This window comes from Nitrosomonas oligotropha (assembly GCF_900106555.1).
Classification (GTDB): Bacteria; Pseudomonadota; Gammaproteobacteria; order Burkholderiales; family Nitrosomonadaceae; genus Nitrosomonas; species Nitrosomonas oligotropha_A.
This window is the reverse complement of record NZ_FNOE01000030.1, coordinates 1-23,812: the sequence shown is the minus strand read 5'-3', so window position 1 is coordinate 23,812 and position 23,812 is coordinate 1. Positions and strand designations below refer to the sequence as shown.

At 49.7% G+C, this 23,812-nt stretch carries 22 protein-coding genes; 19 read left to right on the top strand and 3 right to left on the bottom strand.

The window, feature by feature from the left end; all coding sequences use genetic code 11:
* Positions 1 to 24: 24 nt before the first annotated feature.
* Positions 25 to 753, bottom strand: a complete 729-nt coding sequence (phoB, locus tag BLU57_RS13060) for a phosphate regulon transcriptional regulator PhoB (RefSeq protein WP_090321708.1) — start codon at positions 751 to 753, stop codon at positions 25 to 27.
* 180 nt (positions 754 to 933) lie between these two features.
* Here phoB and BLU57_RS13055 point away from each other — a divergent pair, with 180 nt between their 5' ends.
* From BLU57_RS13055 to BLU57_RS13045, 3 genes are read left to right on the top strand one after another with little or no spacing between them, the layout of a single operon-like run.
* The gene (locus BLU57_RS13055) at positions 934 to 1,893 is read left to right on the top strand and encodes a DNA cytosine methyltransferase (protein ID WP_090321706.1); all 960 of its coding nucleotides are present in this window, start codon (positions 934 to 936) and stop codon (positions 1,891 to 1,893) included.
* A 2-nt stretch (positions 1,894 to 1,895) separates the two neighbouring features.
* Positions 1,896 to 2,519 (top strand): HNH endonuclease, encoded by a 624-nt coding sequence (locus tag BLU57_RS13050; protein WP_218131674.1) that lies wholly within the window; start codon positions 1,896 to 1,898, stop codon positions 2,517 to 2,519.
* Between the two features lie 2 nt (positions 2,520 to 2,521).
* Positions 2,522 to 2,956: a very short patch repair endonuclease gene (locus BLU57_RS13045; RefSeq protein WP_090321703.1), complete on the top strand. Its 435-nt coding sequence runs from the start codon at positions 2,522 to 2,524 to the stop codon at positions 2,954 to 2,956.
* Between the two features lie 77 nt (positions 2,957 to 3,033).
* Here the strand turns inward: BLU57_RS13045 and BLU57_RS13040 are convergent, their stop codons facing one another.
* Positions 3,034 to 3,480, bottom strand: coding sequence for a phosphate-starvation-inducible PsiE family protein (locus BLU57_RS13040; protein ID WP_090321701.1), 447 nt, complete (start codon positions 3,478 to 3,480; stop codon positions 3,034 to 3,036).
* Between the two features lie 191 nt (positions 3,481 to 3,671).
* Between BLU57_RS13040 and BLU57_RS13035 the strand changes: the two genes are divergently transcribed.
* The 16 genes from BLU57_RS13035 (at position 3,672) to BLU57_RS12960 (ending at position 23,460) form a co-directional block, all read left to right on the top strand.
* Complete coding sequence (locus tag BLU57_RS13035; protein WP_090321698.1) at positions 3,672 to 4,439, top strand: DUF3450 family protein; 768 nt, start codon at positions 3,672 to 3,674, stop codon at positions 4,437 to 4,439.
* Positions 4,436 to 5,929 carry a MotA/TolQ/ExbB proton channel family protein gene (locus BLU57_RS13030; protein ID WP_090321696.1) on the top strand — a complete coding sequence of 498 codons (1,494 nt, stop codon included), beginning with the start codon at positions 4,436 to 4,438 and terminating at the stop codon, positions 5,927 to 5,929. Before BLU57_RS13035 ends, BLU57_RS13030 begins: the two co-directional genes overlap by 4 nt.
* Positions 5,865 to 6,563: a MotA/TolQ/ExbB proton channel family protein gene (locus BLU57_RS13025; protein WP_256334421.1), complete on the top strand. Its 699-nt coding sequence runs from the start codon at positions 5,865 to 5,867 to the stop codon at positions 6,561 to 6,563. The genes BLU57_RS13030 and BLU57_RS13025 overlap by 65 nt, the downstream gene beginning before the upstream one ends.
* Positions 6,550 to 6,957: an ExbD/TolR family protein gene (locus BLU57_RS13020; RefSeq protein WP_256206289.1), complete on the top strand. Its 408-nt coding sequence runs from the start codon at positions 6,550 to 6,552 to the stop codon at positions 6,955 to 6,957. The genes BLU57_RS13025 and BLU57_RS13020 overlap by 14 nt, the downstream gene beginning before the upstream one ends.
* Before the next feature lie 6 nt (positions 6,958 to 6,963).
* On the top strand, positions 6,964 to 7,599 hold the full coding sequence (locus tag BLU57_RS13015; protein ID WP_090321690.1) for an energy transducer TonB: 636 nt from the start codon (positions 6,964 to 6,966) through the stop codon (positions 7,597 to 7,599).
* Between the two features lie 8 nt (positions 7,600 to 7,607).
* Positions 7,608 to 8,786, top strand: a complete 1,179-nt coding sequence (locus tag BLU57_RS13010; RefSeq protein ID WP_090321730.1) for a tetratricopeptide repeat protein — start codon at positions 7,608 to 7,610, stop codon at positions 8,784 to 8,786.
* A gap of 151 nt (positions 8,787 to 8,937) precedes the next feature.
* Positions 8,938 to 12,138, top strand: a complete 3,201-nt coding sequence (locus BLU57_RS13005) for a TonB-dependent receptor (protein ID WP_090321688.1) — start codon at positions 8,938 to 8,940, stop codon at positions 12,136 to 12,138.
* Between the two features lie 151 nt (positions 12,139 to 12,289).
* On the top strand, positions 12,290 to 12,577 hold the full coding sequence (locus BLU57_RS13000) for a hypothetical protein (protein WP_090321686.1): 288 nt from the start codon (positions 12,290 to 12,292) through the stop codon (positions 12,575 to 12,577).
* Positions 12,578 to 12,725: 148 nt separating this feature from the next.
* Complete coding sequence (locus BLU57_RS12995) at positions 12,726 to 14,327, top strand: hypothetical protein (protein ID WP_090321682.1); 1,602 nt, start codon at positions 12,726 to 12,728, stop codon at positions 14,325 to 14,327.
* 301 nt (positions 14,328 to 14,628) lie between these two features.
* Entirely contained in the window at positions 14,629 to 15,672 is a 1,044-nt protein-coding gene (pstS, locus tag BLU57_RS12990; protein ID WP_090321680.1) for a phosphate ABC transporter substrate-binding protein PstS, read from the top strand.
* A 119-nt stretch (positions 15,673 to 15,791) separates the two neighbouring features.
* Positions 15,792 to 16,754 (top strand): phosphate ABC transporter permease subunit PstC, encoded by a 963-nt coding sequence (pstC, locus tag BLU57_RS12985; protein WP_090321677.1) that lies wholly within the window; start codon positions 15,792 to 15,794, stop codon positions 16,752 to 16,754.
* A 6-nt stretch (positions 16,755 to 16,760) separates the two neighbouring features.
* Positions 16,761 to 17,603 carry a phosphate ABC transporter permease PstA gene (gene pstA / locus BLU57_RS12980; protein WP_090321674.1) on the top strand — a complete coding sequence of 281 codons (843 nt, stop codon included), beginning with the start codon at positions 16,761 to 16,763 and terminating at the stop codon, positions 17,601 to 17,603.
* Positions 17,604 to 17,617: 14 nt separating this feature from the next.
* On the top strand, positions 17,618 to 18,397 hold the full coding sequence (gene pstB, locus BLU57_RS12975; protein WP_090321672.1) for a phosphate ABC transporter ATP-binding protein PstB: 780 nt from the start codon (positions 17,618 to 17,620) through the stop codon (positions 18,395 to 18,397).
* 322 nt (positions 18,398 to 18,719) lie between these two features.
* Positions 18,720 to 19,598 (top strand): PEP-CTERM sorting domain-containing protein, encoded by an 879-nt coding sequence (locus BLU57_RS16690; protein ID WP_256206290.1) that lies wholly within the window; start codon positions 18,720 to 18,722, stop codon positions 19,596 to 19,598.
* A gap of 263 nt (positions 19,599 to 19,861) precedes the next feature.
* A complete protein-coding gene (locus tag BLU57_RS12965) occupies positions 19,862 to 22,300 on the top strand; it encodes an ATP-binding protein (RefSeq protein WP_090321725.1) in 2,439 nt (812 codons plus the stop codon).
* 2 nt (positions 22,301 to 22,302) lie between these two features.
* Positions 22,303 to 23,460, top strand: a complete 1,158-nt coding sequence (locus BLU57_RS12960) for a cation diffusion facilitator family transporter (RefSeq protein ID WP_176776450.1) — start codon at positions 22,303 to 22,305, stop codon at positions 23,458 to 23,460.
* 181 nt (positions 23,461 to 23,641) lie between these two features.
* On the opposite strand, the gene BLU57_RS16935 is transcribed toward BLU57_RS12960, so the two are convergent.
* Positions 23,642 to 23,809, bottom strand: coding sequence for an integrase core domain-containing protein (locus tag BLU57_RS16935; RefSeq protein WP_090321722.1), 168 nt, complete (start codon positions 23,807 to 23,809; stop codon positions 23,642 to 23,644).
* Between the last annotated feature and the right edge of the window lie 3 nt (positions 23,810 to 23,812).

Here is a 23,812-nt window from a genome sequence, read left to right as displayed (position 1 = left end):
TGCAGGGTAAATGTGCGATTCGATTTATTCGGCATGTTCTTCTTGATGTTCGACAGAAAACCGGTAGCCTGTTCCGCGCACCGTTTGCACCAGATTTTCTTTTCCCACCGCTTCCAGAATCTTGCGCAGTCTGCGGATATGCACATCGACGGTACGATCCTCGATAAAAACATGATCGCCCCAGACACGGTCGAGCAATTGCGCGCGAGTGTGCACACGTTCCTTATACGCCATCAGAAAATGCAGCAAACGGAATTCCGTCGGGCCGAGCGCAATTTCCACCGGTTTTGACGGCTCATCACCGGTCTGAACATGCACCCGGTGTGTCGCCGGGTCCAGTTTCAATCCGCCGGATTCGATGACGTCGTCGGACATTTCGGGCAAACGGCGGCGCAGCACGGCTTTGATACGAGCGAGCAATTCCCGCGGTGAAAAGGGTTTAGTGACGTAATCATCCGCACCAGCTTCCAGTCCGGCAATTTTGTCGCTTTCCTGCACGCGCGCGGTGAGCATGATGATCGGAATAGCCTTGGTGCGTTCTTCCCGTCTCAATTTACGCGCAAATTCTACTCCGCTCGTATCCGGCAACATCCAATCGAGCAAAATCAAATCCGGCAAAACGTTATTGACCATTTTCCTGGCTTGCTCGGCATCGTCCGCGCACAAAACGATATGTCCCGCTTTCTTCAGATTCAGCGCGATCAGCTCCTGGATTGCATGTTCGTCTTCAACGACGAGTATGGTGACAGCCATCAACCACTCCATCTACAGTTAAGAATGCTGCAATCATATAAAGAAAGCGTTACATTTTTATGACAATAGGATGAAGGTAATATTATTTGTTACGATGGTGAATCAATGTCACATGTGGCACCACATGGCAAACTGCTGTCAAAGAACGTAAAATGTGCCTGCATCGTACAGGAGAGAGGAATGACACTTACATCAATTGAAATTTGCGCTGGTGCTGGCGGGCAGGCTCTAGGCTTGGAACAGGCGGGTTTTGATCACGTCAACCTCGTAGAGCTTGATACCGTAGCTTGCCAAACCCTTCGAATCAACCGGAATCATTGGCACGTTACAGAAGGAGACCTACATCATTATTCAGCCGAGAAGTGGAAAGGAGTAGAGCTTCTTGCAGGCGGAGTGCCTTGCCCGCCTTTTTCAAAGGCAGGCAAGCAATTAGGCAGTGAAGATGAGCGCGACTTGTTTCCAGAAGCAATCCGGCTAGTATCTGAGTGCAAACCGCAAGCTGTAATGCTCGAGAATGTCCGTGGCTTGCTCGATTCAGTTTTCGATGAGTATCGCGCGAAAATTATTTCTGACTTGAAGAAACTGGGGTACACCGCCGAGTGGCGGCTATTGAATGCTAGTGATTTTGGCGTGCCGCAATTGCGTCCCCGCGTTGTTTTCGTAGCCTTAAAGAAAACCGCCGCAGAATATTTCCATTGGCCGTTGGCGCTGGCTTCGCCACCGCCGACAGTTGGCGAAGCCCTTTTTGACTTGATGGCAGCAGACAACTGGTGTGGTGCTAAGCAGTGGCGTGAACGTGCATGTGATATTGCTCCGACGCTGGTGGGTGGAAGCAAAAAACACGGAGGTCCCGATCTGGGTCCAACCCGGGCAAAGAAAGCATGGGCATCAATTGGCGTTGATGGAATGGGAATTGCTGATGCGCCACCCGAGAGAGATTTTGTTGGCATGCCCAGACTCACGGTCCGAATGACTGCACGCATTCAAGGCTTTCCAGATCATTGGCAATTTAGCGGAAAGAAAACGGCCGCCTACCGGCAAGTTGGCAATGCTTTTCCTCCACCTGTAGCTCATGCGGTAGGTATTCAGATTCAAGCAGCCCTTAATGCCGCTGCAAAAACAAAGCTTAAGCGGGCGTAATAATGGCAGAAGAGAAAGCACAAAAAGCAAAGAACCAAAGGGGTGGCGCTCGTGGAAAGCTCCGCGCGCATTTTCTGGCGAATATAGGCCGCGTTATGGATTCTGATGAATTACGCGCTGTCGCCGATAATCAATCAGAGTGGGCGCGACGCGTGCGAGAGCTGCGCACAGAAGAAGGTTACTTGATCCTTACGCACAATGACCGCAGCGAATTAAAGCCAGGACAATATTTACTCGAAACACCGAAGCCGCAACCTGCCTTTGAGCGGGCAATTTCTAAAGAAACCCGCGCATATGTTCTCGACCGCAATGGTTTCACTTGCCAGATGTGCGGTGCAGTTGCAGGAGAATCACATCCTTACGATTCAACACGAAAGACGCGCCTTCACATTGGACACATTATTGACAAAAGCAAGGGCGGCAGTGATGAAGCTTCTAATCTCAGGGCAGTTTGTTCTATTTGTAACGAAGGAGCGCAAAATGCCACACTTATCCGTCCAGACCTCAAGCAGCTTTTAATTCAAATTCGCAGAGCAACTTCAGCAGATCAGCTTGAAGTGTTGAAATGGCTGATAGCGAAATTCCCGAAACAGGCAGCCGGGGAAGTTGCGACCAAGAGCAAGTAGCAATGGATAAATTAACCCCTGATCGCCGTTCAAGAAACATGCGGCAAATCCGGGGTAAAAATACGGTACCAGAGTTGAGAGTACGCCGGCTTTGCCGGGAAATTGGATTCTCAGGTTACCGCATCCACCGGAAAGACTTGCCAGGAAAACCCGATCTTGCATGGATAGGACGGAAACTTGCAATTTTTGTTCATGGTTGTTTCTGGCATGGTCATGGCTGTGCTGAAGGCATTCGCAAGCCTAAGACAAACCTTGATTATTGGATTCCAAAAATCACCCGGAACCAGCAACGCGATGCTGAGGATATCGCCGCATTGCGTGCAGCAGACTGGGTTGTCATCGTTGTTTGGGAATGTGAACTCAGCGAAATAGATTGCCTTACAAAAAAGCTGCAACGATTTCTGTCATTTAAGGCATCCGGACCAAACGCTAAGTAATTATCGCTAACTGATCATCTCAAAGTACTTGGTTCTGGAAGGATCTCACCGGATGAAATGCCTGGTTTTTGTTTAAATCAATCAACCACATTCGGCGAAAACCGGATAGACACAATCCGCAGCAAAATCAGCACGGTGATGACAGCAATGTGTAGGCCGACTTCAACGAAGGTATATTCTTTATACCACAGGCCGATCAGTTCACCGATCAGCACCACCAGCGCCACATCCAGAATGAACGTGACCTTGACGCGTCCGACCGATAGGTAGGACTGCAAAATACGGATCAGTTCGAGGATCGCCAGGATCAGCACGATGTCTACGATGATGTGCTCGGCGATTTGCGCCCAGCCGCTCTTCAGAATCTCCGGTAAGTTGAACAACAAATTCAGCACACCCGCAGCAATCCACACATACAGCGCCAGCATCAAAATACCCACGATGAACTGAATCGTGCGCGTATGCCAATCGCTATCGGTCAATAAAAATACGCTTTTCTCTTTGGCAATCGATTGATTGATCATCTTATTTCTCCTTTACATTGAATCGTATGGATCGCCATCTTAGGGGTGCAATGTAAAAGTTTCATGACATCCGGATGCTTCCCGGTTTCATCGCCGGTGACGGTGGCAACGCTTGGTTAAATGACATCGAACTGTCATGAAAGTGAAATATTCAACTTGTAGTATGCACGGGCATTGTAGATGAGGAATTTATGCGTATTCATTTAGATAAAAGAATAATAGGGCTGGGCGGATTGGTGCTGTTGCTTTCCGCACCGGCAGCAACGGCCAGCAGTTTGGAGAATCTGGCCAGATCACTGGCCAAGATGCGCGGCGAAGTCGAGACGCTGCAAACGCAACTGGATCTGGAGAAGGAAAAACATACCAGCAAAATGTCCTCGCTCAATTCGCAATTGGCCGACTTGAGTGTTGAAGAAAGAAGACAAAAACTGAGTATCGAGAAACTACAGCACTCGATCGATAAGCTATCCGAGGGTGCAAAGAAAGCGGAGCAATCGGGTGAGACACTGAAGCCCGTTCTGCTAGCAGCGCTTGCTGATTATAAGCGCCATATTCAAACCGGTTTCCCATTCAAAATGGAAGACCGCATCAAAGCCATTGACGATCTGGTAAATAATATTACCAACCATCTGATCGACCCGAATAAGGCGGTTAACCAAGCCTGGTCCTTAATCGAAGATGAAATCCGCCTGAGCAAGGAGAATGGGATTTATCAGCAAACCATCCCTTTAAACGGAGAGAAAGTGCTGGTGGATATCGCCAAGCTGGGCACGGTATTTTTGTTTTTTCAAACCCGTGACAATCAGAGCGGAATGGCGCGGCGCGCAGAAGATGGCAGTTGGAAATATGAGCTGGTGGATAACACGGCGGACATGGAGCGGATCAAGAATTTATTTGATTCGTTGAAGAAACAAATTCGCCAAGGCTATTTTGAATTACCGAATCCATTGAGAAAATGAAGAAAATTTTATTGCTCGCACTACTGCTGCTGGTAACCGCCACCTCTGCCAACGCCAAAGAAGATAAAGCGGCAGGGGCATCCGAAAACATATCGGCCGCTGCCCCGGAAGAAAAGCCGGAAGCGGCTTCGTCCAAGAAGCCAAATGCGCCCAAGCAGGAAGCAGTCAATCTGGAAACCGCGTATAAGCGCGAGTTTGCTTTCCTGGAAGCGCAAAAACGCGAGTTGACCGAGCGGCTGAAAAGCTATCAAGCCAGCGCAAGCCGCGAAGAGCAAGCACTCAGCGGCAAAATCGGCGGGCTGGAACGCCACTCGGTGGAGCGTTCGGCAAAAATCGATCAGTTGACGACACAGTTATCCGAAGTTGAGCGCAAAGAAGCCGTGGTCAGCGAACGCAGTGATACGCTGGAAACCACTTATTTGCAAGCGGAAGCAACCTTGAAAAATCATGGCATCGAAATGCCATCAGCCATCAAGGAAATAAAAGGTAATGACCAGACTAAAGTTGGTTATGTGTTTAACCAAGCGTTATCCCTGCTGCAGTCGTTGGGTGCGGTGCAAACAAAGCCGGGGAGTTTCTTCCTGGAGAATGGCAAACAAGTACAAGGAAATCTCGTTCATTTAGGCAATATCGCGGCTTATGGCATCAGCGCCGAAGGCAGCGGCAGCCTGGTGCCTGCGGGTGGTGGTGATTTCAAGGTGTGGAAAGGTGCTGGTACCGAATCTGTCACGGCTTTGAGCAAAAATCAGCAGCCCGATTTACTGCAATTGTATCTATTCGAGTCACGCACAACCGCCATCGATGAGATGCCGGAAAAAACCATTATTGGCATTATCGATTCGGGTGGGCCGATTGGCTGGGTCATCGTGATACTTGGTTGTGTGGCGGTCTTGCTGATCCTGGTCCGGGTTTATTTACTGCGCGCCAACAGCGCTAACACGGAGCAGCTTAGCGGGCAGATTATCCAGCAACTGACTTCGGGCGATTTGGAAGTTGCAAAAAAAAGCTGCGAAGACGACTCATCGTCCATTGGGCGTGTCCTGCACTATACCTTGCGGCATTTAAAAGATGACCGCGATCATATGGAAGGTATTGTGTACGAAGCGATTCTGCAGGAATCCGGACCACTGGACCGTTTTGGGCCAGCTATTCTGGTGATTGCCTCAATCGCACCTTTGCTCGGTTTACTGGGAACGGTAACCGGCATGATCGAGACCTTTGACATGATTACCGAATTCGGTACCGGTGACCCCAAATTATTATCCGAAGGTATTGCGATTGCACTGGTGACAACGGAGCTGGGTTTGATTGTCGCCATTCCAACCTTGCTGCTGGGTTCCTTGTTATCGGCTTGGGCCAGAAATATCAAACGCGACATGGAGTACTCGGCACTCAGGATCATTAACATTTTTCTGGGTGGCGGGCTTGATCTGGAAGAAGGGAGTGTGCCTGCTGGCGGCGAGAGTGCCTTGGCATTGCACCACGCGTGACATGAGTTTCTCCGAGCAGATTTTATTAATCAAGACACTGTTTGCCGCGGGTGGGATCGTCATGCCGCCGTTGGTGCTGTGCATTTTATTGCTGTGGTACGGGTTGGGATATCGCTTCTGGGTCATGAAAGAGCCCAAATCGATGGGGGTGCGTGACATGCTCAAATACTATCAGGAGCACGATGACAAACCGGCCGGAAATATTGTCGCGCAGGCGATCAAGCAAGGCCTGTGGTTAAAGAAAAAAGGTGTCAGGAATCTCAGGCGCCATCTGGATGCGGCTTTTTATGGATACGAAAGAGAAATTAGAAAATTCTCTGTGCTGATACGTGTGGTGATTCTGATCTCCCCATTGCTGGGTTTATTGGGAACCGTGATCGGCATGATCGAGACATTCGATTCGCTGGCAACCATGACATTGTTTTCGCAATCCGGCGGCATTGCCGGTGGTATTTCGCAAGCATTGTTTACCACACAAATGGGTCTGACCGTGGCGATTCCTGGATTGCTGGCGCATAGCATTCTCAACCGGAAGCAACAACAGATCGAGCAGGATCTTTCCCAAGTTAAAGATCTGCTGTGTCATCAAGCACTTGTTCATCATACGAGAGAAATATCACATGCTGAGAAATAACGAACCCGTCGAAGCGGAAGCCACCATCGATATGGCGCCATTGATCGATATCGTATTCATATTACTGATTTTTTTCATGGTGACGACGACCTTCGTCAAGGATATGAAACTCGAGCTAGAGCGGCCGAAGGCCAGTAGCGCCGTATCGGCATCGAGTAAAGCGATCCGGCTGTTTATAGACCGTAACGGTGATACCTATATGGATGGTGAACCCGTGCGGGCGTGGCTGATACAAAGCAAGCTGCGTGATTTGCTCAGCACTGCCTCCAGCAAGGTGGTACTGGTCGTCACGGATGAAGGTGTACCGGCGGGGAAACTGGTTGAAGTGGTCGATCAAGCACGCTTGGCGGGTGCCGAGAGCGTGGGTGTTGCAACTAAAAAAGAAGCGGGGTAAAAGAAAATGGACAAAACAGAAGTGAAACAACATATCGCCGGGATGGTATCGATGCTGTTTGGATTGATACTGGTTTTCGGTTTGATTCTGGTGATGAATCATTACATGGGCAAGATTGAGCGATCACAACCCCAGGAAGTGACGGAAATCGCCATGACCAAGGAAATCAAACAAGAGCCCAAAAAAGAAATCAAGAAGGTAGAACCGAAAAAGCAAGTGACTCGTCCGCAGGCGCCTGCACCTTTCAAAGGATTGGATACTGCGCTATCCGGTATCGATCTTGGGTTACTGGGTTTGGATAATGGGCAGAGAGAACTGGATGATAGTTTGCTCGGTAAAACCGGCAATGCCGTCATGACGGCTGATCTGGTGGATGTGCCGCCGAAACCGGTCGCGCGTGGATCTTTCAAATATCCGCCAGCCGCGAAGAAGAACGGCATAAAAGGCTATGTCGTTCTGTCGGTTCTGGTTGAAACGGATGGCTCGGTCAATCAGGTGCAGGTGTTGGAATCCAACCCATCGGGCATGTTTGATTCGGCTGCCTTGCAAGGCATACGCGCATGGCAATTTGAACCGGCCAAGTACAAAGGCGAAACGGTGCGTGTCTGGGCCAAGCAAAAAATCCGCTTCGATTTGTCTTGATGTCTGCGATGAACAATCGATCGAACTGGCCGCTGCATTTTCTGGTTTACGCGGCTATCGTGCTGGGCTGTTACGTGCACTCCGTCCAAGCGGCGGAGAATAAGAATAAGGTGCAATCCGCCGATTTTATCGAACTGGCGGCCGTGATGCTCAAGGACGGTCATCATGATCGTGCGTTGCTGGCATTGCAGAGTGTCGATCTCGGCAACAAAAAAACCGATCTGGCGCGGTTTTATACGCTGCAAGGCTTAGCCTATCTGGGACTGAATGATCTCGAAGCGGCCAAGGACAGTTTGCAGCAAGCCGTCAAAAACGGTCAGCAAGATCCGTCGATTTTTATCTATCTGGCACAAGTCTATTTCGGTATCAAGGATTACAAAAAAACCATCGAGGCGATCGGCAAAGCCGGAAATCTGGTCAATAAAGATGCGGCGCTGATCAGCATAAAAGCGGAGTCCTATTGGCATCTGAAAGAAACTGAAGCGGCTATCCATGCATTGAATGACGGACAACGGGCATTTCCGGCCGATTTGCGTTTTCTCAAACGCAAAGTTTTTTATTTTGTTGAGCTGGGGCTTTATCAGGAAGCTGTCAAGCTGGGCAGAGACTACCTGAAGCGATCCAACGCCAGTGCCGCCGACTATATCGCATTTGGTAATGCGTTACGTCTAAGCCGGGAATATCAGGAAGCGATCAATATTCTGGAAATTGCGCGTTTGCAGTTTCCGCAGGATGAAATGACTGCAAAATTGCTGGCGCATACGTATCTCGATCAAGGAAAACTAAACTCTGCGGCATTTATTCTGGAACAAGCAGCGTTGCTCAATCCGCAGCTGCAAGCGGAAGCGGCAGAAGTTTACCGGCGCGCGGGGCGGTTTCATAAGGCCTTGACCTTGAATGAAAGCATCAGCGATCAGAAAGTGAAATTCAAGCAAAGATTATCCATTCTGCTGGCATTAAAGCAGTTCGAGCGTGCGGCCAATATGGAGTCGAGTTTGTATCGCACTGGTTTGCTGGAGGATCAGGATGTCCGCTACGCGCTGGCTTATGCGTTATTTTCCAGCCGCCGCTTTGCCGACGCCAATAAGCATCTGGATCACCTGAAGAATGCCGAGCTGTTCAGAAAAGGCACCGAACTGCGCCGTTTGATGGAAATTTGCAAAACCGAGCCATGGCAATGCACGTAATGCGGTGGCTGGCGGCGCCGGAATCATTCCTCGTTGTTTTCTTGTTTATACCGCCTTGATGTCCGCCTAGAAGGCTTTCCTTTTTGATTAACTGAGAATTGATCTCCACGCGCAATCGGTTTGCAAATGGAGAGGGGGCTTGATACGCCAAATGAATACAAAAATAAAAAAATTTATCCGGATTTGCGGGTTACTCGCGATGATTCTAATCAACGCGGCTGCTTGGGGTGCTGAGGAAAAGGCCGAGTTCTCAATTCATTTGTTCCGGAATGGGTTGCCTATCGCCGATGCCGAGTTGTCGATCAGTAGCGAGTCTTTCGACAAATCCAGCGCGATCCTGATTTTTGAAGCGACTCCGGCCATGTACACTTGGCGGCCAGGTAGCGATGCGCCATTGAAAACCAATGCGAGCGGTAGCCTGGCCGGGAAATTGCCGCCCGGGGTTTATCAGTTCACTGTTAATACCAAAGATCAGGAATTTACTTTCGATTTGCCGTTGCGTCCGGCGGAGAATGCGCAGATTCTCGTCACTTTTTACTCGGGCAAAAAAAAACCGCTGCTGAATATCGAAAGCTCGGTGGCGGGTACTCTGGCCGGTTCAGCGGTTGGTGAAGAAAAGCGCGATCAAGGCGAAGGCACGATCTCGGTTCAAGTGATATCGGCGGAAACGCAAAAACCGGTCAAGGATGTGCAAGTGTTTTTAAGCGGTTTGAAAGAAAAATTCAGAACCGACGAGCAAGGTCAAATCACAACAACGGTCCCAGCCGGTAGTTACAGTGTCTCCTTATTGCACAACGCCTATAGCAGCCAAACATTGGACGACGTGCAAATTGAGCAGGATCAGAACACCCCTTTAAGTTTTAAATTGACACCGGCGGGTGTCGAATTGGCCGAATATGTGGTGCTCGAACCTCACTTGGCGGGTACGGTGGCTTCGGTGATCGAGGAGCAAAGAACGGCAACTTCTGTGGCCACGGTCTTGGGTGCAGAGCAATTCAGCCGGGCGGGCGATGGCGATGCTGCCAGCGCGCTGCGAAGAGCTTCCGGGTTAACCTTGGTGGGCGGTCAATTCATTTTTATTCGCGGATTGGGTGAGCGTTTTTCCTCAACGCTGGTCAACGGCGCTGCAGTCCCTAGCCCGGACGCGACCCGGCGCGTTGTGCCGCTGGATCTGTTTCCGACCAATATTCTTGAAAGTGTCATGGTACAGAAAACCTACTCGCCCGATCGTCCGGCCGAGTTTGCGGGCGGTACGATAGAAATGCGCACACGCGGCATTCCCGATGCGTTTTTCTTCAATCTAAACCTGCAAACCGGTATAAATGACAATACGACGTTTCAGGATGGCTTGACTTATAAGGGGGGCGGGGCGGACTTTACCAGTTACGACGATGGCGCGCGTGCTTTGCCGGATTCGCTGGCCGATGCGACAAAGGATGGCGTGCCTATAAAACCGGCATCAGTTTTTAATCCCAACGGATTTACGCCAGCGCAGATTGAAAAGTTCGGCGAAGATTTATCGGGAGTATGGAATGTCGACCGGAAGAAACGCGGTCCGGATACCGGCATGCAAGCATCGATGGGGGATAGTTTCACATTTGGTGATTTCCGTCTGGGATATATCGCGGCGGCCGGGTGGAAACGGGAATTCAGAAAACAAAATGAAATCAACCGCGAATTTGTTGCTGCCGATACCGGCGACGGCAGCTTGAGAAAAGTTCAGGATTTTCGTATGCAGCGCTCATTGAGTGAAGTGCAGGTGACCGGTTATGTGGGCACGGAACTACACTATAAAGAGGATCATAAGGTTTTTGCCAAGACGATGTTTCTCCGTCAGGCGTTCGATGAAGCCAGAATTTCTCAAGGATTCACCGATGCGGAGACCAACGATATCCGCAGAACGCGGCTGAAGTTCTTTTCCAATCAATTGTTGATGACCCAAGTGGGTGGTGAACATCGATTCGACCGGTTGAAAGATTTGTCGATTAATTGGCTGTATACCAATGCAACTGCCAACCGGGAAGAACCCAAAACGCGCGATTACCGTTTTGATTCCGATAGGCAAGGTAATTATTTCTTTGCGCAGCGCGCGGATAACAATCAGGTCATGTACGCAGACTTGGTCGATAAGGATCAGAGCTGGCGGGTGGACGGGAAATTGCCGGTGCAACCGTCATTCAATCACAAGATTACTTTAGGAAGCGGTTTTATTACGCAGAGTAAGACCAGGGATTCAGCTATCCAGCGCTTTAACTACTTTCCGGTTGGCCGCGATGGTTTCAGTTCGGCGGTTTTATCGCAATCGTCGCTGGAGAGCATATTGCGGCCGCAGTATATCGGCGCGAACGGATTTCAACTGCGTGACGTGACGCGCCCCAGCGATAGATACACGGCTTCCCAGGACTTGTTTTCCTATTACGGGAAAATGGACTGGTTGATGTATGACCGGATCAATATTACCGGCGGGTTGCGCTGGGAAGACAATGATCAGAGAGTCAATACTTTTACGCTGAACAACACGCCTACAACCGCCCAGCTCAAGCGAGTCGATATGCTGCCGTCCGTGGTGGGAACGTTGTTCTTGACCGATAAACAGCAGCTTCGTGCTGGTTTCAGTCAAACCTTATCAAGACCGGACTTCAGGGAATTGTCGGCAGCGCCTTTTACCGATATCAATACCAATCAGGAAACTGTCGGTAATCCCAATTTGAAGCAAACATCCATTACCAATTGGGATTTACGCTGGGAATATTATCTGTCGCCGACAGAAAATATCTTTGCCGGTTTCTTCTGGAAAGATTTAACCAAACCGATTGAATTGGTGGCGGTGCCGGGGACGGCCGGGCTCAATACGTATCAAAATACCGATAAAGCGAATATCTATGGATTTGAGTTGGAGCTGCTGAAGAAGTTGGATTTCGTGCATCCGGTGTTGCAGAACTTTTATGCCGGAGGTAACTACACTTGGTCGGCATCGAATGTGCAATTGAATGCCGATAATCTGAAAGCGCAAACGACCAACGACCGGCAACTGCAAGGCCATTCCGCCCAGATCGTCAATTTCCAGATCGGTTATGACAATCCGCAGTGGAAAACGCAGGCCACGCTGTTATACAACGTTTCCAGCAAACGTATTATGGCCGCCGGGGTGCTGGGTGCACCGGATAAATACGAGCAACCCGTGCATCAACTGGATTTTGTGTTTAGCCAGAATTTATACAGAGGGTTGTCGATGCAAGTTTCCATGCAAAATTTACTCGATTCCGAAATCCGGATTACTCAAGGCGATGAAGTCACCCGGGCATTCCGCCGTGGACGCTTTTTTAATTTGAGCGTGCGTTTGGCGTATTAGGCAGCGGTTTTATTCTCAAGCGCTACGGCTATTCTGCTGTAGCGTAATTCTCGCATTTGTTCAGTCTGTATTAATTTTGCCCCAGCTAAAGTGATACCTGGCAGCAAGAAATAGCTTGTAAAGACAGACTACTTTTGACGGGGATTCCATCATGAAAAAATTCTTCCTGGTGTTGGTTACAATGGCATTGGTTGTGTTGCTTAGCGGTTTTCGCACACCCAACGGTAATATCATTTCCAAAGGCGATTTCTCGGATAAATTGCTGATCAATATGGGGGAGCCGCATATCCGGACGGACTTGGGGCTAGTGCAGACCCGAGCTTTTGGCGGAATTATGTACATCAAGCGGGAAGTGTGGACTTACAGAATCGATGACTACAACTATCGCTTCGTTATCGAAAACGGACGAATCGTCGCCGATCATTGGACCCGGTTTTAATCGTTCGGATAATGATGCAAACGTTTCTGGAGTGATTTTAGGCTGAGGGCTTACTTGACGGTAATTTGTATTGTCATGTTAACGTAATACCCCTGTCATGCTGGCTTGGTAGATTTGCTTACCCTAAATAAAACATTGAGGTAAGTAAATGAGGTTCAAATCAAGTCGTATAAAAAAATTAATTACGGCGTCAGTTGCGTTGCTGGGTAGTGTCGCACTAAACGGGCATGCAGCAACCGCGACCTTCGATCCGGCAAGTGGTATTGTCAATCTGCCTGTCGTGGAAGTCTTGAGCGGCAGCACGTCTTCATTCTACAGCGCGCAATTACAACTGAGCGGTAGCGAGCTGCAATTGATCGCAGCCAGTCCAATCGCGGCTACAACCGGACAACGTAACGTGTTTGATTCTGATACCAGTGCGGTGCATGTTGCTTCTGTTACCGTCGGTGCGGATGATTTTTACGCCAAATTAAAATTGGTGCCCGGATCCAATCCATTGCGTTTTACTGTGGATCAACTGGTTAATAATGCATTCCAAGGTTGCCCAAGTTTCGCAGCGGCGGGCCCTAGTGCCGGTTCTTGTATTTTAAGCGGTGAAATTAAAACCAATGTCACACTGACAAAAAATATCAACTGGATTCTATCGGGCGGTGTCTATGTCGGTGGCGATAACACGCAAAGTGCGATCCTGACCATCAACCCCGGTACCAAGATTTTTGGTGAAGCGGGCGCGGATTATCTGTTTATCCGCCGCGGTTCCAAGATCATGGCCGAGGGAACGCCGGATAATCCGATTGTAATGTCTGGTCCATTACAACAGTCGCCCGGTGAGTGGGGCGGTTTGCTGATCGCGGGTAACGCGCCGATCAACGGTTGTAATGTGGGTGTCACGCTTTGTGAGGCGCCATTCGAGGCGATAACTTCGGAGTTTTTTGGCGGTAACAATCCAACGGAAAGCAGCGGCGTGGTGAAGTATACGCAGATCCTTTTTGCCGGTTTTGCCGTGCGTCCGGATGAAGAACTCAATGGCTTTACGCTGATGGGTGTCGGTTCGGGCACGTTGATTAATTATGTGCAAGTGCATGCTGGTTTGGACGATGGCGTGGAAATGTTCGGTGGTACGGTGCAGATGAAACATTTGGTGCTGACCGAAAATCGTGACGATGCGTTCGATTGGACCAGTGGTTTCAAAGGCCGGGCGCAATTTGTTCTGGTGAAGCAATCTCCTGGTATCGGTGATCGTGGTATCGAAGCGGACAACAATGAGAAAAATCACGACAGTCTGCCGCGCGCGCATCCCATTTTATCCAACTTCACCATTATCGGCCGCAATGATACCGGTGCGACCCAAGGCATCTTACTGCGCCGGGGAACGGCAGGAAATATCTGGAATTCGGTTATTACCGGATCACCGGTTTGTGTGCGGATCGATAGCGCATCGACCTATGTTAATGCCGGTTCTCCAGGCAGCTTGACGGGTGAATTGACGATGCAAAACTCTTTTGCGCAATGCGCTCAGAATTTTGCGGATGGTGACGGCGCTACATTCTCTGTCTCCGATTGGTTCTTGTCTCAATCCGAAAATAAAGCGGAAGATCCTCTACTGGATGGTTATTTACCCAAAACCGGCTCGCCACTGACATTGGGCGGGGCCGCAGTGAGTGATGCTTTCTTTGATGTGGTCGATTATGCCGGCGCGTTCAAGGATGCGAGCCATGATTGGACCAAGGAATGGACATTCCCGTTCTAACAAACACCCTTTGGAAATGTTGTCTACACTCCCCTCTAATAGTGTAGACAAAACCGCTTAACCCAAGCGCTTCTACTGTTGAAGTGTCACAACGATCCGGGAGATCGGGGGCGTTTTGAATTGGGTTTATGTTTTTCTGCTGTTTTCACTTCTTCTCGTAGCACACCTCCTTGACACTGCCATCGGCAAGTTGTCCGGGAGGTTTCTTTTATGCGAAATAGGATTGTCATCATCCTGTCATGCCAGCCGGTTAAGATTTTCATCCGAGACACACGCTATTGATTGATTGGGAGAATATGAAATGAAATTGCAATTCGGCCTGATGCTGGCTTCTGTGGCATTACTTTTTACCACACACGCAGGTGCTGCCGATATCACCGGTGCAGGCGCTACTTTTCCCTATCCGGTTTACGCCAAATGGGCCGATGCCTATAAAAAAGTAACCGGGATCCGGTTAAATTACCAATCCATTGGTTCCGGCGGCGGCATCAAGCAAATCAAAGCCAAGACCGTTGATTTTGGCGCTTCGGATAAGCCGTTGACAGTCGAAGAGCTGGAGAAAAACGGTTTGACGCAGTTCCCCACCGTGATTGGCGGCGTGGTGCCTGTCATTAACGTGGAAGGCATGCAAGCCGGGCAGATCAAATTAACCGGCGCAGTGCTGGCAGATATTTTTCTGGGCAAAATCAAACGATGGAATGATTCCGCGATTGCCGGTTTAAATAGCGGCGTCAATTTGCCGGGCAGCAACATCGCGGTGGTGCATCGCGCGGATGGTTCCGGCACCACGTTTTTGTTTACCGATTATTTGAGTAAAGTTAATCCGGAGTGGAAAGAAAAAATCGGCGCCGATGCTTCCGTGGCTTGGCCTATCGGTACGGGTGGCAAAGGTAATGAAGGTGTGGCTAATTTTGTGAAGCAAATCAAGAATTCGATCGGCTATGTCGAAGCAGCCTACGCGAAACAAAACAAAATGAGTTACGTGCAATTGCAAAATCGCGACGGCGCTTATGTCATACCGGTGGAAGACAGCTTCAGGGCTGCCGCCGTCAACACGCAGTGGAACAGCGCCACGGGATTTTACGAGATTTTGACAGATAAACCCGGACAAGATAGCTGGCCCATTACCGGCGCTACTTTTATCCTGATGCATCAATCCCAGGAAAATCCGGAACAAGCGCTGGAAGTATTGAAGTTCTTTGAATGGGCTTATGTGCACGGCGATGAAATGGCCTTGGCGCTCGATTACATTCCGATGCCCGATAATATCGTGAGACTGATCGAAGATTCCTGGAGAACTCGGATTAAAGGCAAAGATGGCCAGACCATTTACTCGGCTCGATAGTTCGCGAGAAACTCAAAATCAGAGACAGAGTGTTTCTCAACACTATGCGTAATCACTTTCTGCTAGCGGTTATCACAAAAATAAGCCTTACGCGCCTGCAATCAGGCTTGGCAAAAACGATGCCCACAGCCCATAGAGCAGCAAAATTGAATCAGCAACGGCTGCTCGATTGGGTATTTCGCAAAGCGACTTGGTTTTTTACCGCGCTGGTTTTTGTATTGCTGGCAGCCTTGTTGCTTTCTTTGCTGATCGGCAGCTGGCCGGCGATACAAGCGTTTGGTTTTGATTTTCTATTCAGTACGCAATGGAATCCGGTCACGGAAAAATTCGGCGCGCTGGTGCCCATCATCGGCACGCTGGTTACCTCACTGATTGCGCTCTCGATCGGTATTCCGGTCAGTTTCGGTATTGCACTGTTTCTAACCGAACTGTCTCCGCCCTGGTTGCGCCGTCCGCTGGGAACAGCAATCGAGCTGCTGGCAGGTATTCCCAGCATTATTTACGGCATGTGGGGCTTGTTCGTATTTGCACCGTTTTTTGCGAAACATGTACAACCGGGAATGCAGAGCACACTCGGAGAAATTGCTGGAATCGGTTTTTTGTTTGAAGGCGCCGTGATGGGAATTGGTATGCTGACGGCCGGTATTATCTTGGCGATCATGGTGATTCCTTTTATTGCTTCGGTTATCCGCGATGTGTTTGAAGTCGTGCCCGTCATGCTGAAAGAATCGGCCTACGCGCTGGGCGCCACCACATGGGAAGTGATTTGGTATGTGGTTCTGCCTTATACCAAGACCGGTGTGGTCGGCGGCATTATGCTTGGTCTCGGCCGCGCCTTGGGCGAGACTATGGCGGTTACTTTTGTGATCGGCAACGCGCACCAGTTGCACGCGTCTCTTTTCATGCCGGGTAATAGCATTGCTTCGGCATTGGCCAACGAGTTTACGGAAGCGGACGGCGATTTGTACACCGCTGCACTGATCGAACTGGGTTTGATTTTGTTCTTGATCACCTTCGTAGTATTGGCTTGCTCCAAAATTCTTTTATTACAACTGAAGAAACGCGAAGGCAAAATTTCCTAGCGTCACATGAAGATCCCCATTTATACCCGGCGCCGCATCATTAACGCGATCAACCTGACTTTCTCCGTGCTGGCGATGGCGTTCGGCTTATTCTGGCTGTTTTGGATTTTGCTGACGCTGTTCGACAAGGGATTGGACGGTATCAGCTTCGCTACTTTTACGCAGATGACACCATCGCCCGGCGATACCGGCGGCTTGTTGAATGCGATTGCCGGCAGTTTGGTCATGGTCACGCTCGCTACGCTGATCGGCACGCCGGTCGGTATCATGGCGGGTACTTATCTGGCTGAATTCGGCCAACGCGGCTGGCTTGCTCCGGTTACCCGGTTTGTTAACGATATTTTGTTGTCCGCGCCTTCGATCGTCATCGGCCTTTTTGTTTATACGGTGTATGTCGCCAAGGTTGGGCATTTTTCTGGGTGGGCAGGCGCACTGGCGCTTTCGTTGATTGTTATTCCGGTGGTCGTGCGCACCACCGAGGATATGCTACGGCTCATTCCAAACAGCTTGCGCGAAGCAGCAATCGCGTTGGGCGCACCACAATGGAAAGTGGTTACGCTGGTTACCTGGCGCGCTTCCAAGGTCGGCATCATGACCGGAATATTATTGGCGGTCGCGCGAATCAGCGGGGAAACCGCGCCGTTGTTGTTTACCGCGCTCAATAATCAATTCTGGAGCGCGGACATGAACCGTCCCATGGCCAATTTACCCGTTGTTATTTTTCAGTTCGCCATGAGTCCTTACGAGTACTGGCAGGAATTGGCCTGGGCCGGGGCGTTGTTGATTACGCTGAGTGTGCTCGGGCTGAATGTTGCGGCGCGCATTTTCATGCGTAAGCGCGATTTTTAAAATTAAAAACTCAAATGACTATCAGCCTTTCACAGCCCGATGTTTGCAAAATCTCCATCAACGATTTGAATTTTTATTACGATACATTTCATGCGCTGAAGTCGATCAGCATGCAGATCCGGAAAAATAAAATCACAGCCTTTATCGGCCCTTCCGGCTGCGGGAAATCGACCTTGTTGCGTACCTTGAACCGCATGTATCAACTCTATCCGAGTCAGATCGCCAAAGGGGAGATTGTGGTGGACGGGATGAATATTCTCGATAAGAAGCAGGATTTGAATATGTTGCGCGCCAAAATGGGGATGGTATTTCAAAAACCGACACCGTTCCCGATGTCGATTTTCGATAATGTGGCGTTTGGTGTGAAGCTGTATGAATCGCTGAATCGTTACGATTTGGCCGAGCGGGTGGAATGGGCGTTACAAAAAGCTGCGTTATGGGAAGAAGTCAAAGATAAATTGAATCAAAGCGGCACCAGTCTTTCCGGCGGCCAGCAGCAACGCCTATGTATCGCCCGCACGATCGCGGTGAAGCCCGATGTGGTGCTGCTTGACGAGCCGACTTCCGCACTGGATCCGATTTCCACGGCACGGATCGAAGATTTGATCTTCCAATTGAAGGAGGATTACACCATTGCGATTGTGACGCATAACATGCAGCAGGCGGCGCGCGTTTCCGACTATACCGCATACATGTATTTGGGTGAATTGGTTGAATTTGGCGCTACCGATTTGATTTTTACGACACCCAGACAGCGAGCCACGGAAGATTATATTACCGGGAAATTCGGCTAGTTTATTTTCTATAGGGAACTGATCCATCGTGCATCACGAGCGGTAAGACACGGAAATTTGATCGCCGGTCACAGCTGTGAACGAAGGAGGTTACCCGACTAGATTTTATTAGTACATGTGTACTAATAAAAGAGGAGAAATGCTCTATGTACTTAAGGATTTACAAAACTATAATGAAGCACGTTGTTAATGCGGTTATGTATCGGTTTTGGGTTTGTATCATTTTTAGAGTGGCATAGAAGCGTGTGTAATTAAAGTTGGCTTTGAGCAGGAATATTAATAGCCAGTTTTTTATAGCAGCCTTAAATTTACGGAGTAAGTTATGAAATTCCAATTGAGAAAGAATTACCTCGCACAAGCGGTTGCAATTGCTTTGTGCGGTACGTTTGTTACTGCAGCACAAGCTGCACCCGTTACGATTAGCGGTTTTGGCACTACCTCGGCTAGGATTGACGATGCCGGTTATTTTTCTCCATCCGGTGCGCTCGGTTTGAGCTTTTTGGGCAGAGAATATGTTAATCATGGCACTTTTGCATCTAATTGGTGGTTGAATGCCAATGGCGCTTCGGTTGCGATTGCTGATGAAGTGACCGGAAGTAATCCATTGAGTTCTTCGGCTTTTGCCATCGGTAGCAGTATTGCGGTCGTTACCAATATAGCGGGCGGCGGCGGTGGCTGGAGCGTGGTTGAAACGGTAAGCATACCAACGAGCGGTCATGTCACCGTTAAAGTGCAACTGACCAATAATACTGGCGCTACGGCCAATCATGTGCAGTGGGGTGTTGGTATTGATCCGGATCAGGGTATTCCTGGCGGAGTTGGATTCGGCACGACTAATACAATTGACGGATTAGGAAATCTTTCTTCCGTAACCGCAAAAAGTTTGGATGGATGGGCATTAACGCTGCATAACACCACCAGTGCTTCAGCATTTGCGATAGCGCCTTATGTCGATCCTGTTAACTGCTGCAGTCCTGTTGATCCTGCTGTGATGCTGGCCGCAGCCCAAGGAATCGGCAACTACGGTTTTGCCGATCATTCCATCAATTTGGCATATGATTTGGGCACTATCGCGAATCATCAATCAGTGAGTTTCGGTTACGAATACGTTATGGCCGTTCCGGAACCGGAAACTTATGCCATGTTGCTGGCAGGTCTCGGTTTGATTGGTTTTTCAGCACGCCGTCGCAGAGTGATGTAAGCAATATTCATCACTGGATCAAGATCGAAAACCATGGAGAAGCAAGATTTCTCCATGGTTTTTTACTTTCTGAACCTACGGGTTCTGAATTAAACTATATTCTTCAGAAGAATTTTCAGCTTTCTTCGTTTTCTAAACCCGGTATTGAATCAGCAATGCAAATCCGTTAGCTGGAATGGGCGGCTTCGTTACGCAATGGTTTCTAAATGAGTACAATAGCGGATCGGCGCAATCTCACCGCTGCAACCGTCATTAATCGAAACATGCTAACCAAACCATTAGATTCTTCTCATTTACGTATTACCATCGACCCCGCTTCACTGGGATTTTCCGATACCTCGGAGTTGCTGCAGCAGCCGTTATCCTGGATTGGTCAGGAGCGGGCAGAAGCGGCTGTGCGTTTTGGTCTCGGCATGATGCAGCCGGATTATCATTTGTTTGTGTTGGGAGAAGCGGGATCAGGGCGCTCTTCTTTATTGCAACAAGCGATGACGGCCGCCGCGGCTGATCGACCGGCGCCCCCGGATCTGTGTTATCTCTACAATTTCATTACACCCGAGAAACCGTTGGCTTTGCATTTGCCTGCAGGGCAGGGACGTTTGTTGCGTCAGGCCTTGCTGCAACTGGCGAAATCGCTGCCGTCGGAAATCACGCAATGTTTGAGCGGACAGGATTTCAAGATCAAGAGCGACCGGCTGGAGAAAAAATTCAGAACCGAAACGAGCCAAGCGTACAAAAAACTCGACAAGTTTGCGGAATCGCTGCATGTCACCATTCATCGGGAAGACGAACAGATTTTGTTTACCTTGCTGGATGAAAAAGGGGAAATTCTGACAGCGGAAAATTTATTGAAACTGCCCAAAGCACGCCGGGTTGAAATAGAACAGGCGGAACAGGCGTTGCGCGAGGCGATTGCGGTTTATTTTGAGGCATTCCAACGGGTCGAGAAAGAAAAAGACGCGGCATTGGCCGCATTGCAACGCCGTATCGTGCAGCCTTTGCTGAATCTTGCGTTGCAGAAAATTTTGGCGGAGTTGCAAAAACTGGTACATGAGGAGCGGCTCAACACTTTTTTCGAACAGGTGAAAGCGGATATTCTCGACAATTTAGCGTTATTTGAGACGGGTGATATCGACGAAGAGAAACGGCAAACGGAACTAGAACGGATTTTCTCCCGCTATCAGATCAATCTGGTCGTGGATAACGCTGATTTACCGGGAGCGCCGGTTATTATTGAAGACAATCCTTCAGTGTATGCTTTGTTTGGCAGTATCGATTATCAGTTTGAGAACGGCAAACTGAAAACTGATTTTATGCGCATCCGCGCCGGTAGCTTGTTAAAAGCGCATGGCGGTTTTTTGATGCTGCATGTGGATGATTTGCTGACGGACGGTTCATTGTGGGTAAAACTGCGGCGTTTTTTGCGCAGTAAGCGCTTGCAAATTGAAGAGCCCGGCTCGGCATGGGCTTCCAATGCACCCGTATTCCTTGAGCCCGAAGCGGTCGACGTGAACGTTAAAATCATTCTGGTCGGATCACGGGAAGAATACTATGACTTGCAGGAAATCGATCCTGAATTCATGCGCCGCTTCCGCGTGAAAGTGGATTTTGCCGGGAGCTTTATCGCGAGCATGGAAACTTATCATGCATCGGCTGTGTTTGTCGCGCATGCCTGCGATGCGGCAAAATTACCGCATTTCTCCGCGGCTGCGGTCGCGCGCTTATTGGAAGAATCGCACCGGGAAGTGGAAGATCAAAAACGCCAGAGTGCAATTTTTGCCCGCACCGAGATGCTGCTGCTGGAGAGCGCGGCGCTGTGCCATGCCCGTCATGGCCGTTGCGTCGAAGTGGCGGATATTTCCGCCGCGCTGCAAGCACGCAACTTGCGCCACAATTATCCAGACTTGCGCTTACAGGAAGCCATTGTCGAAGGTGAAATCGCCATTGCATTGCAAGGCGAAGCCGCCGGTCAGCTCAACGCGCTGACGCAGATTGATTTGGGCGATCACAGTTTTGGTACGGCGGTGCGTCTTACCGCGCGTACTTTTGCCGGTGAGGATGGTGTGCTGAATATCGCCCGCGAAGTGGATATGTCCGGGCCGATTCACGATAAGGGCATGCTGATATTGCAGAATTACCTGACAGGTTTATTTACCCATCTGGCGCCGTTGGCACTGAGTGCATCGATTGTTTTTGAGCAGGAATATACCGGTATCGAAGGAGATTCGGCTTCGTGCGCGGAATTTTATGCACTGCTGTCGGCGCTGGCGGAATTGCCGCTGAAACAAAGCATTGCCGTGACCGGTGCGTTGAATCAATACGGTGAGGTGCTGCCGGTGGGGGGCATCAATGACAAGATCGAAGGTTATTTCAAATTGTGTGAGAAAACGGGCTTAACCGGTGAGCAGGGTGTGTTGATTCCGTATCAAAACCGGCAGCATTTGATGTTGGATCAGAAAGTGATTGCAGCGGTTGAGAAAGGTTTATTTGCAATTTATACGATGGAACATGTCATGCAAGGGCTTGAGTTACTCACCGGCTTGCCATCGGGTAGCAGTGAATCGGCGCAGATAAACGGCTATTCATCCGATACCATTCTCGGTCATGCGCAGAAAACATTGCTGATTTTCCGCCGCGCTTGCCAATCGACGCAACACCCCAGGACCGAACACCGGCGGCTGCCATCCCGGGCGGATAGATAGCCGTGCATTCTTCCTCCGATCCGGCCGACCGGCAGCAGCGTTATCGGGAGGTGCGCAAAGTTACGCTCGTCGGATCGGCGGTGGATTTTGTCTTGGGTGTTGCAAAAATCGTCATCGGGTGGTTTGCCAATTCACAAGCATTGATTGCCGATGGTATCCATTCGTTATCCGATTTACTGACCGGATTCATTGTGTTGTACGCCGCCAAGCACTCGCATAAAAGCGCCGATGAAGTGCATCCCTACGGTTACGGACGGATTGAAACGCTGGCAACGGTCAGTCTTGGCATTTTGCTGACCGGTGTCGCGATCGGTATCTCGTACGAAGCGATCAAACGGCTCAATGATCCGGCAGTAGCAATGGATTTCACCTTATTGGCGCTGCTGATTGCATTGTTATCGGTGATTTCGAAAGAGTGGATTTATCGCTATACGATGTCCGCTGCGCAGCGTTTGCGTTCGGATCTGCTGATGGCCAGTGCGTGGCATAGCCGTTCTGATGCTTTCTCCTCAATTGTGGTATTGATCGGCATCAGCGGTGTGATGCTCGGTTACCCGTATTTGGATGCAGTGGCTGCCGTGGCAGTGGCCGCTATGATCGCCAAGATCGGTTTTGGCTTGGTGCGTTCGAGCACGCTGGAATTGATCGATGTTGCACTGGATCCGGAAAAAGTCAGCACGATCCGGCAGCACATTCATGCGGTGCATGGCGTGCGCTCGATTCATACACTACGGACCCGGAAAAGCGCCGGGAGTGCTTTCGTCGACGTGCATATCCAGGTCGATTCCCGTTTGAGTGTATCGGAAGGCCATCAAATCGGCGACAGTGTCCGGCGGCGTCTGCTGCAACACGTTGAAGAAGTGACCGACGTGACGGTGCATATCGATCCGGAAAATGATGAAACCGGTTCGTCCTGCAACGACTTACCTTCGCGTGAGGAAGTCATCGCCGAGCTCAAACAACGTTGGCCGCAGTTGCCGGTTGCATCGGTTGAGGCGATGACCTTGCACTATTTGTCCGGTGCGATCGATGTGGAACTGGATTTGCCGATTGAAATCCTGCGTAGCACTGACGAGGCTAAATATCTGGTGCAGGAACTTAAACAGGCCATTTCCGCATTGCCCTATATCAATGCAATACAGGTACGATTTAAGGTTTGATGGGTTCCTGTATTTACTACATCGTTAGATTAACGCTTGTTTTTTCACTCTAATCGTGACGCTGATACAGGCGGCGTCGATTATACTGGGCTGCAACAATGATTCAAATGATAAGTATTGTTATTCAAATAAACTGAGGTGGCTGCTCATCTTCCCATAGCACCCTCAGATGTAAGAAACCTCAGGGTTGTTTACAGAGAGGTTGATTGAAATAAGCGTTGAGTATTTCATAAGGGGTGGCATTATTCAAACTCTTGTGAGGCTTAACGGTATTGTAGAAATTAATGAAACGGAGAAGCTGAATGTGCCGATCGGCGCAGTCTTTGAAGTGAATCTTGCTGTGCCACATGTC

What these genes read in the sequence shown, in the direction of transcription:
- BLU57_RS13000 (WP_090321686.1), top strand. Translation starts at nt 12,290, where the DNA reads ATGAAAAAATTCTTCCTGGTGTTGGTTACAATGGCATTGGTTGTGTTG.
- BLU57_RS13010 (WP_090321730.1), top strand. Translation starts at nt 7,608, where the DNA reads ATGAACAATCGATCGAACTGGCCGCTGCATTTTCTGGTTTACGCGGCT.
- pstB (WP_090321672.1), top strand. Translation starts at nt 17,618, where the DNA reads ATGACTATCAGCCTTTCACAGCCCGATGTTTGCAAAATCTCCATCAAC.
- BLU57_RS13055 (WP_090321706.1), top strand. Translation starts at nt 934, where the DNA reads ATGACACTTACATCAATTGAAATTTGCGCTGGTGCTGGCGGGCAGGCT.
- BLU57_RS13045 (WP_090321703.1), top strand. Translation starts at nt 2,522, where the DNA reads ATGGATAAATTAACCCCTGATCGCCGTTCAAGAAACATGCGGCAAATC.
- BLU57_RS16690 (WP_256206290.1), top strand. Translation starts at nt 18,720, where the DNA reads ATGAAATTCCAATTGAGAAAGAATTACCTCGCACAAGCGGTTGCAATT.
- BLU57_RS13005 (WP_090321688.1), top strand. Translation starts at nt 8,938, where the DNA reads ATGAATACAAAAATAAAAAAATTTATCCGGATTTGCGGGTTACTCGCG.
- pstS (WP_090321680.1), top strand. Translation starts at nt 14,629, where the DNA reads ATGAAATTGCAATTCGGCCTGATGCTGGCTTCTGTGGCATTACTTTTT.
- phoB (WP_090321708.1), bottom strand. Translation starts at nt 753, where the DNA reads ATGGCTGTCACCATACTCGTCGTTGAAGACGAACATGCAATCCAGGAG.
- BLU57_RS13050 (WP_218131674.1), top strand. Translation starts at nt 1,896, where the DNA reads ATGGCAGAAGAGAAAGCACAAAAAGCAAAGAACCAAAGGGGTGGCGCT.
- BLU57_RS13020 (WP_256206289.1), top strand. Translation starts at nt 6,550, where the DNA reads ATGCTGAGAAATAACGAACCCGTCGAAGCGGAAGCCACCATCGATATG.
- pstC (WP_090321677.1), top strand. Translation starts at nt 15,792, where the DNA reads ATGCCCACAGCCCATAGAGCAGCAAAATTGAATCAGCAACGGCTGCTC.
- BLU57_RS16935 (WP_090321722.1), bottom strand. Translation starts at nt 23,809, where the DNA reads ATGTGGCACAGCAAGATTCACTTCAAAGACTGCGCCGATCGGCACATT.
- BLU57_RS12965 (WP_090321725.1), top strand. Translation starts at nt 19,862, where the DNA reads ATGCTAACCAAACCATTAGATTCTTCTCATTTACGTATTACCATCGAC.
- BLU57_RS12995 (WP_090321682.1), top strand. Translation starts at nt 12,726, where the DNA reads ATGAGGTTCAAATCAAGTCGTATAAAAAAATTAATTACGGCGTCAGTT.
- BLU57_RS13015 (WP_090321690.1), top strand. Translation starts at nt 6,964, where the DNA reads ATGGACAAAACAGAAGTGAAACAACATATCGCCGGGATGGTATCGATG.
- BLU57_RS13035 (WP_090321698.1), top strand. Translation starts at nt 3,672, where the DNA reads ATGCGTATTCATTTAGATAAAAGAATAATAGGGCTGGGCGGATTGGTG.
- BLU57_RS13030 (WP_090321696.1), top strand. Translation starts at nt 4,436, where the DNA reads ATGAAGAAAATTTTATTGCTCGCACTACTGCTGCTGGTAACCGCCACC.
- BLU57_RS13040 (WP_090321701.1), bottom strand. Translation starts at nt 3,480, where the DNA reads ATGATCAATCAATCGATTGCCAAAGAGAAAAGCGTATTTTTATTGACC.
- pstA (WP_090321674.1), top strand. Translation starts at nt 16,761, where the DNA reads ATGAAGATCCCCATTTATACCCGGCGCCGCATCATTAACGCGATCAAC.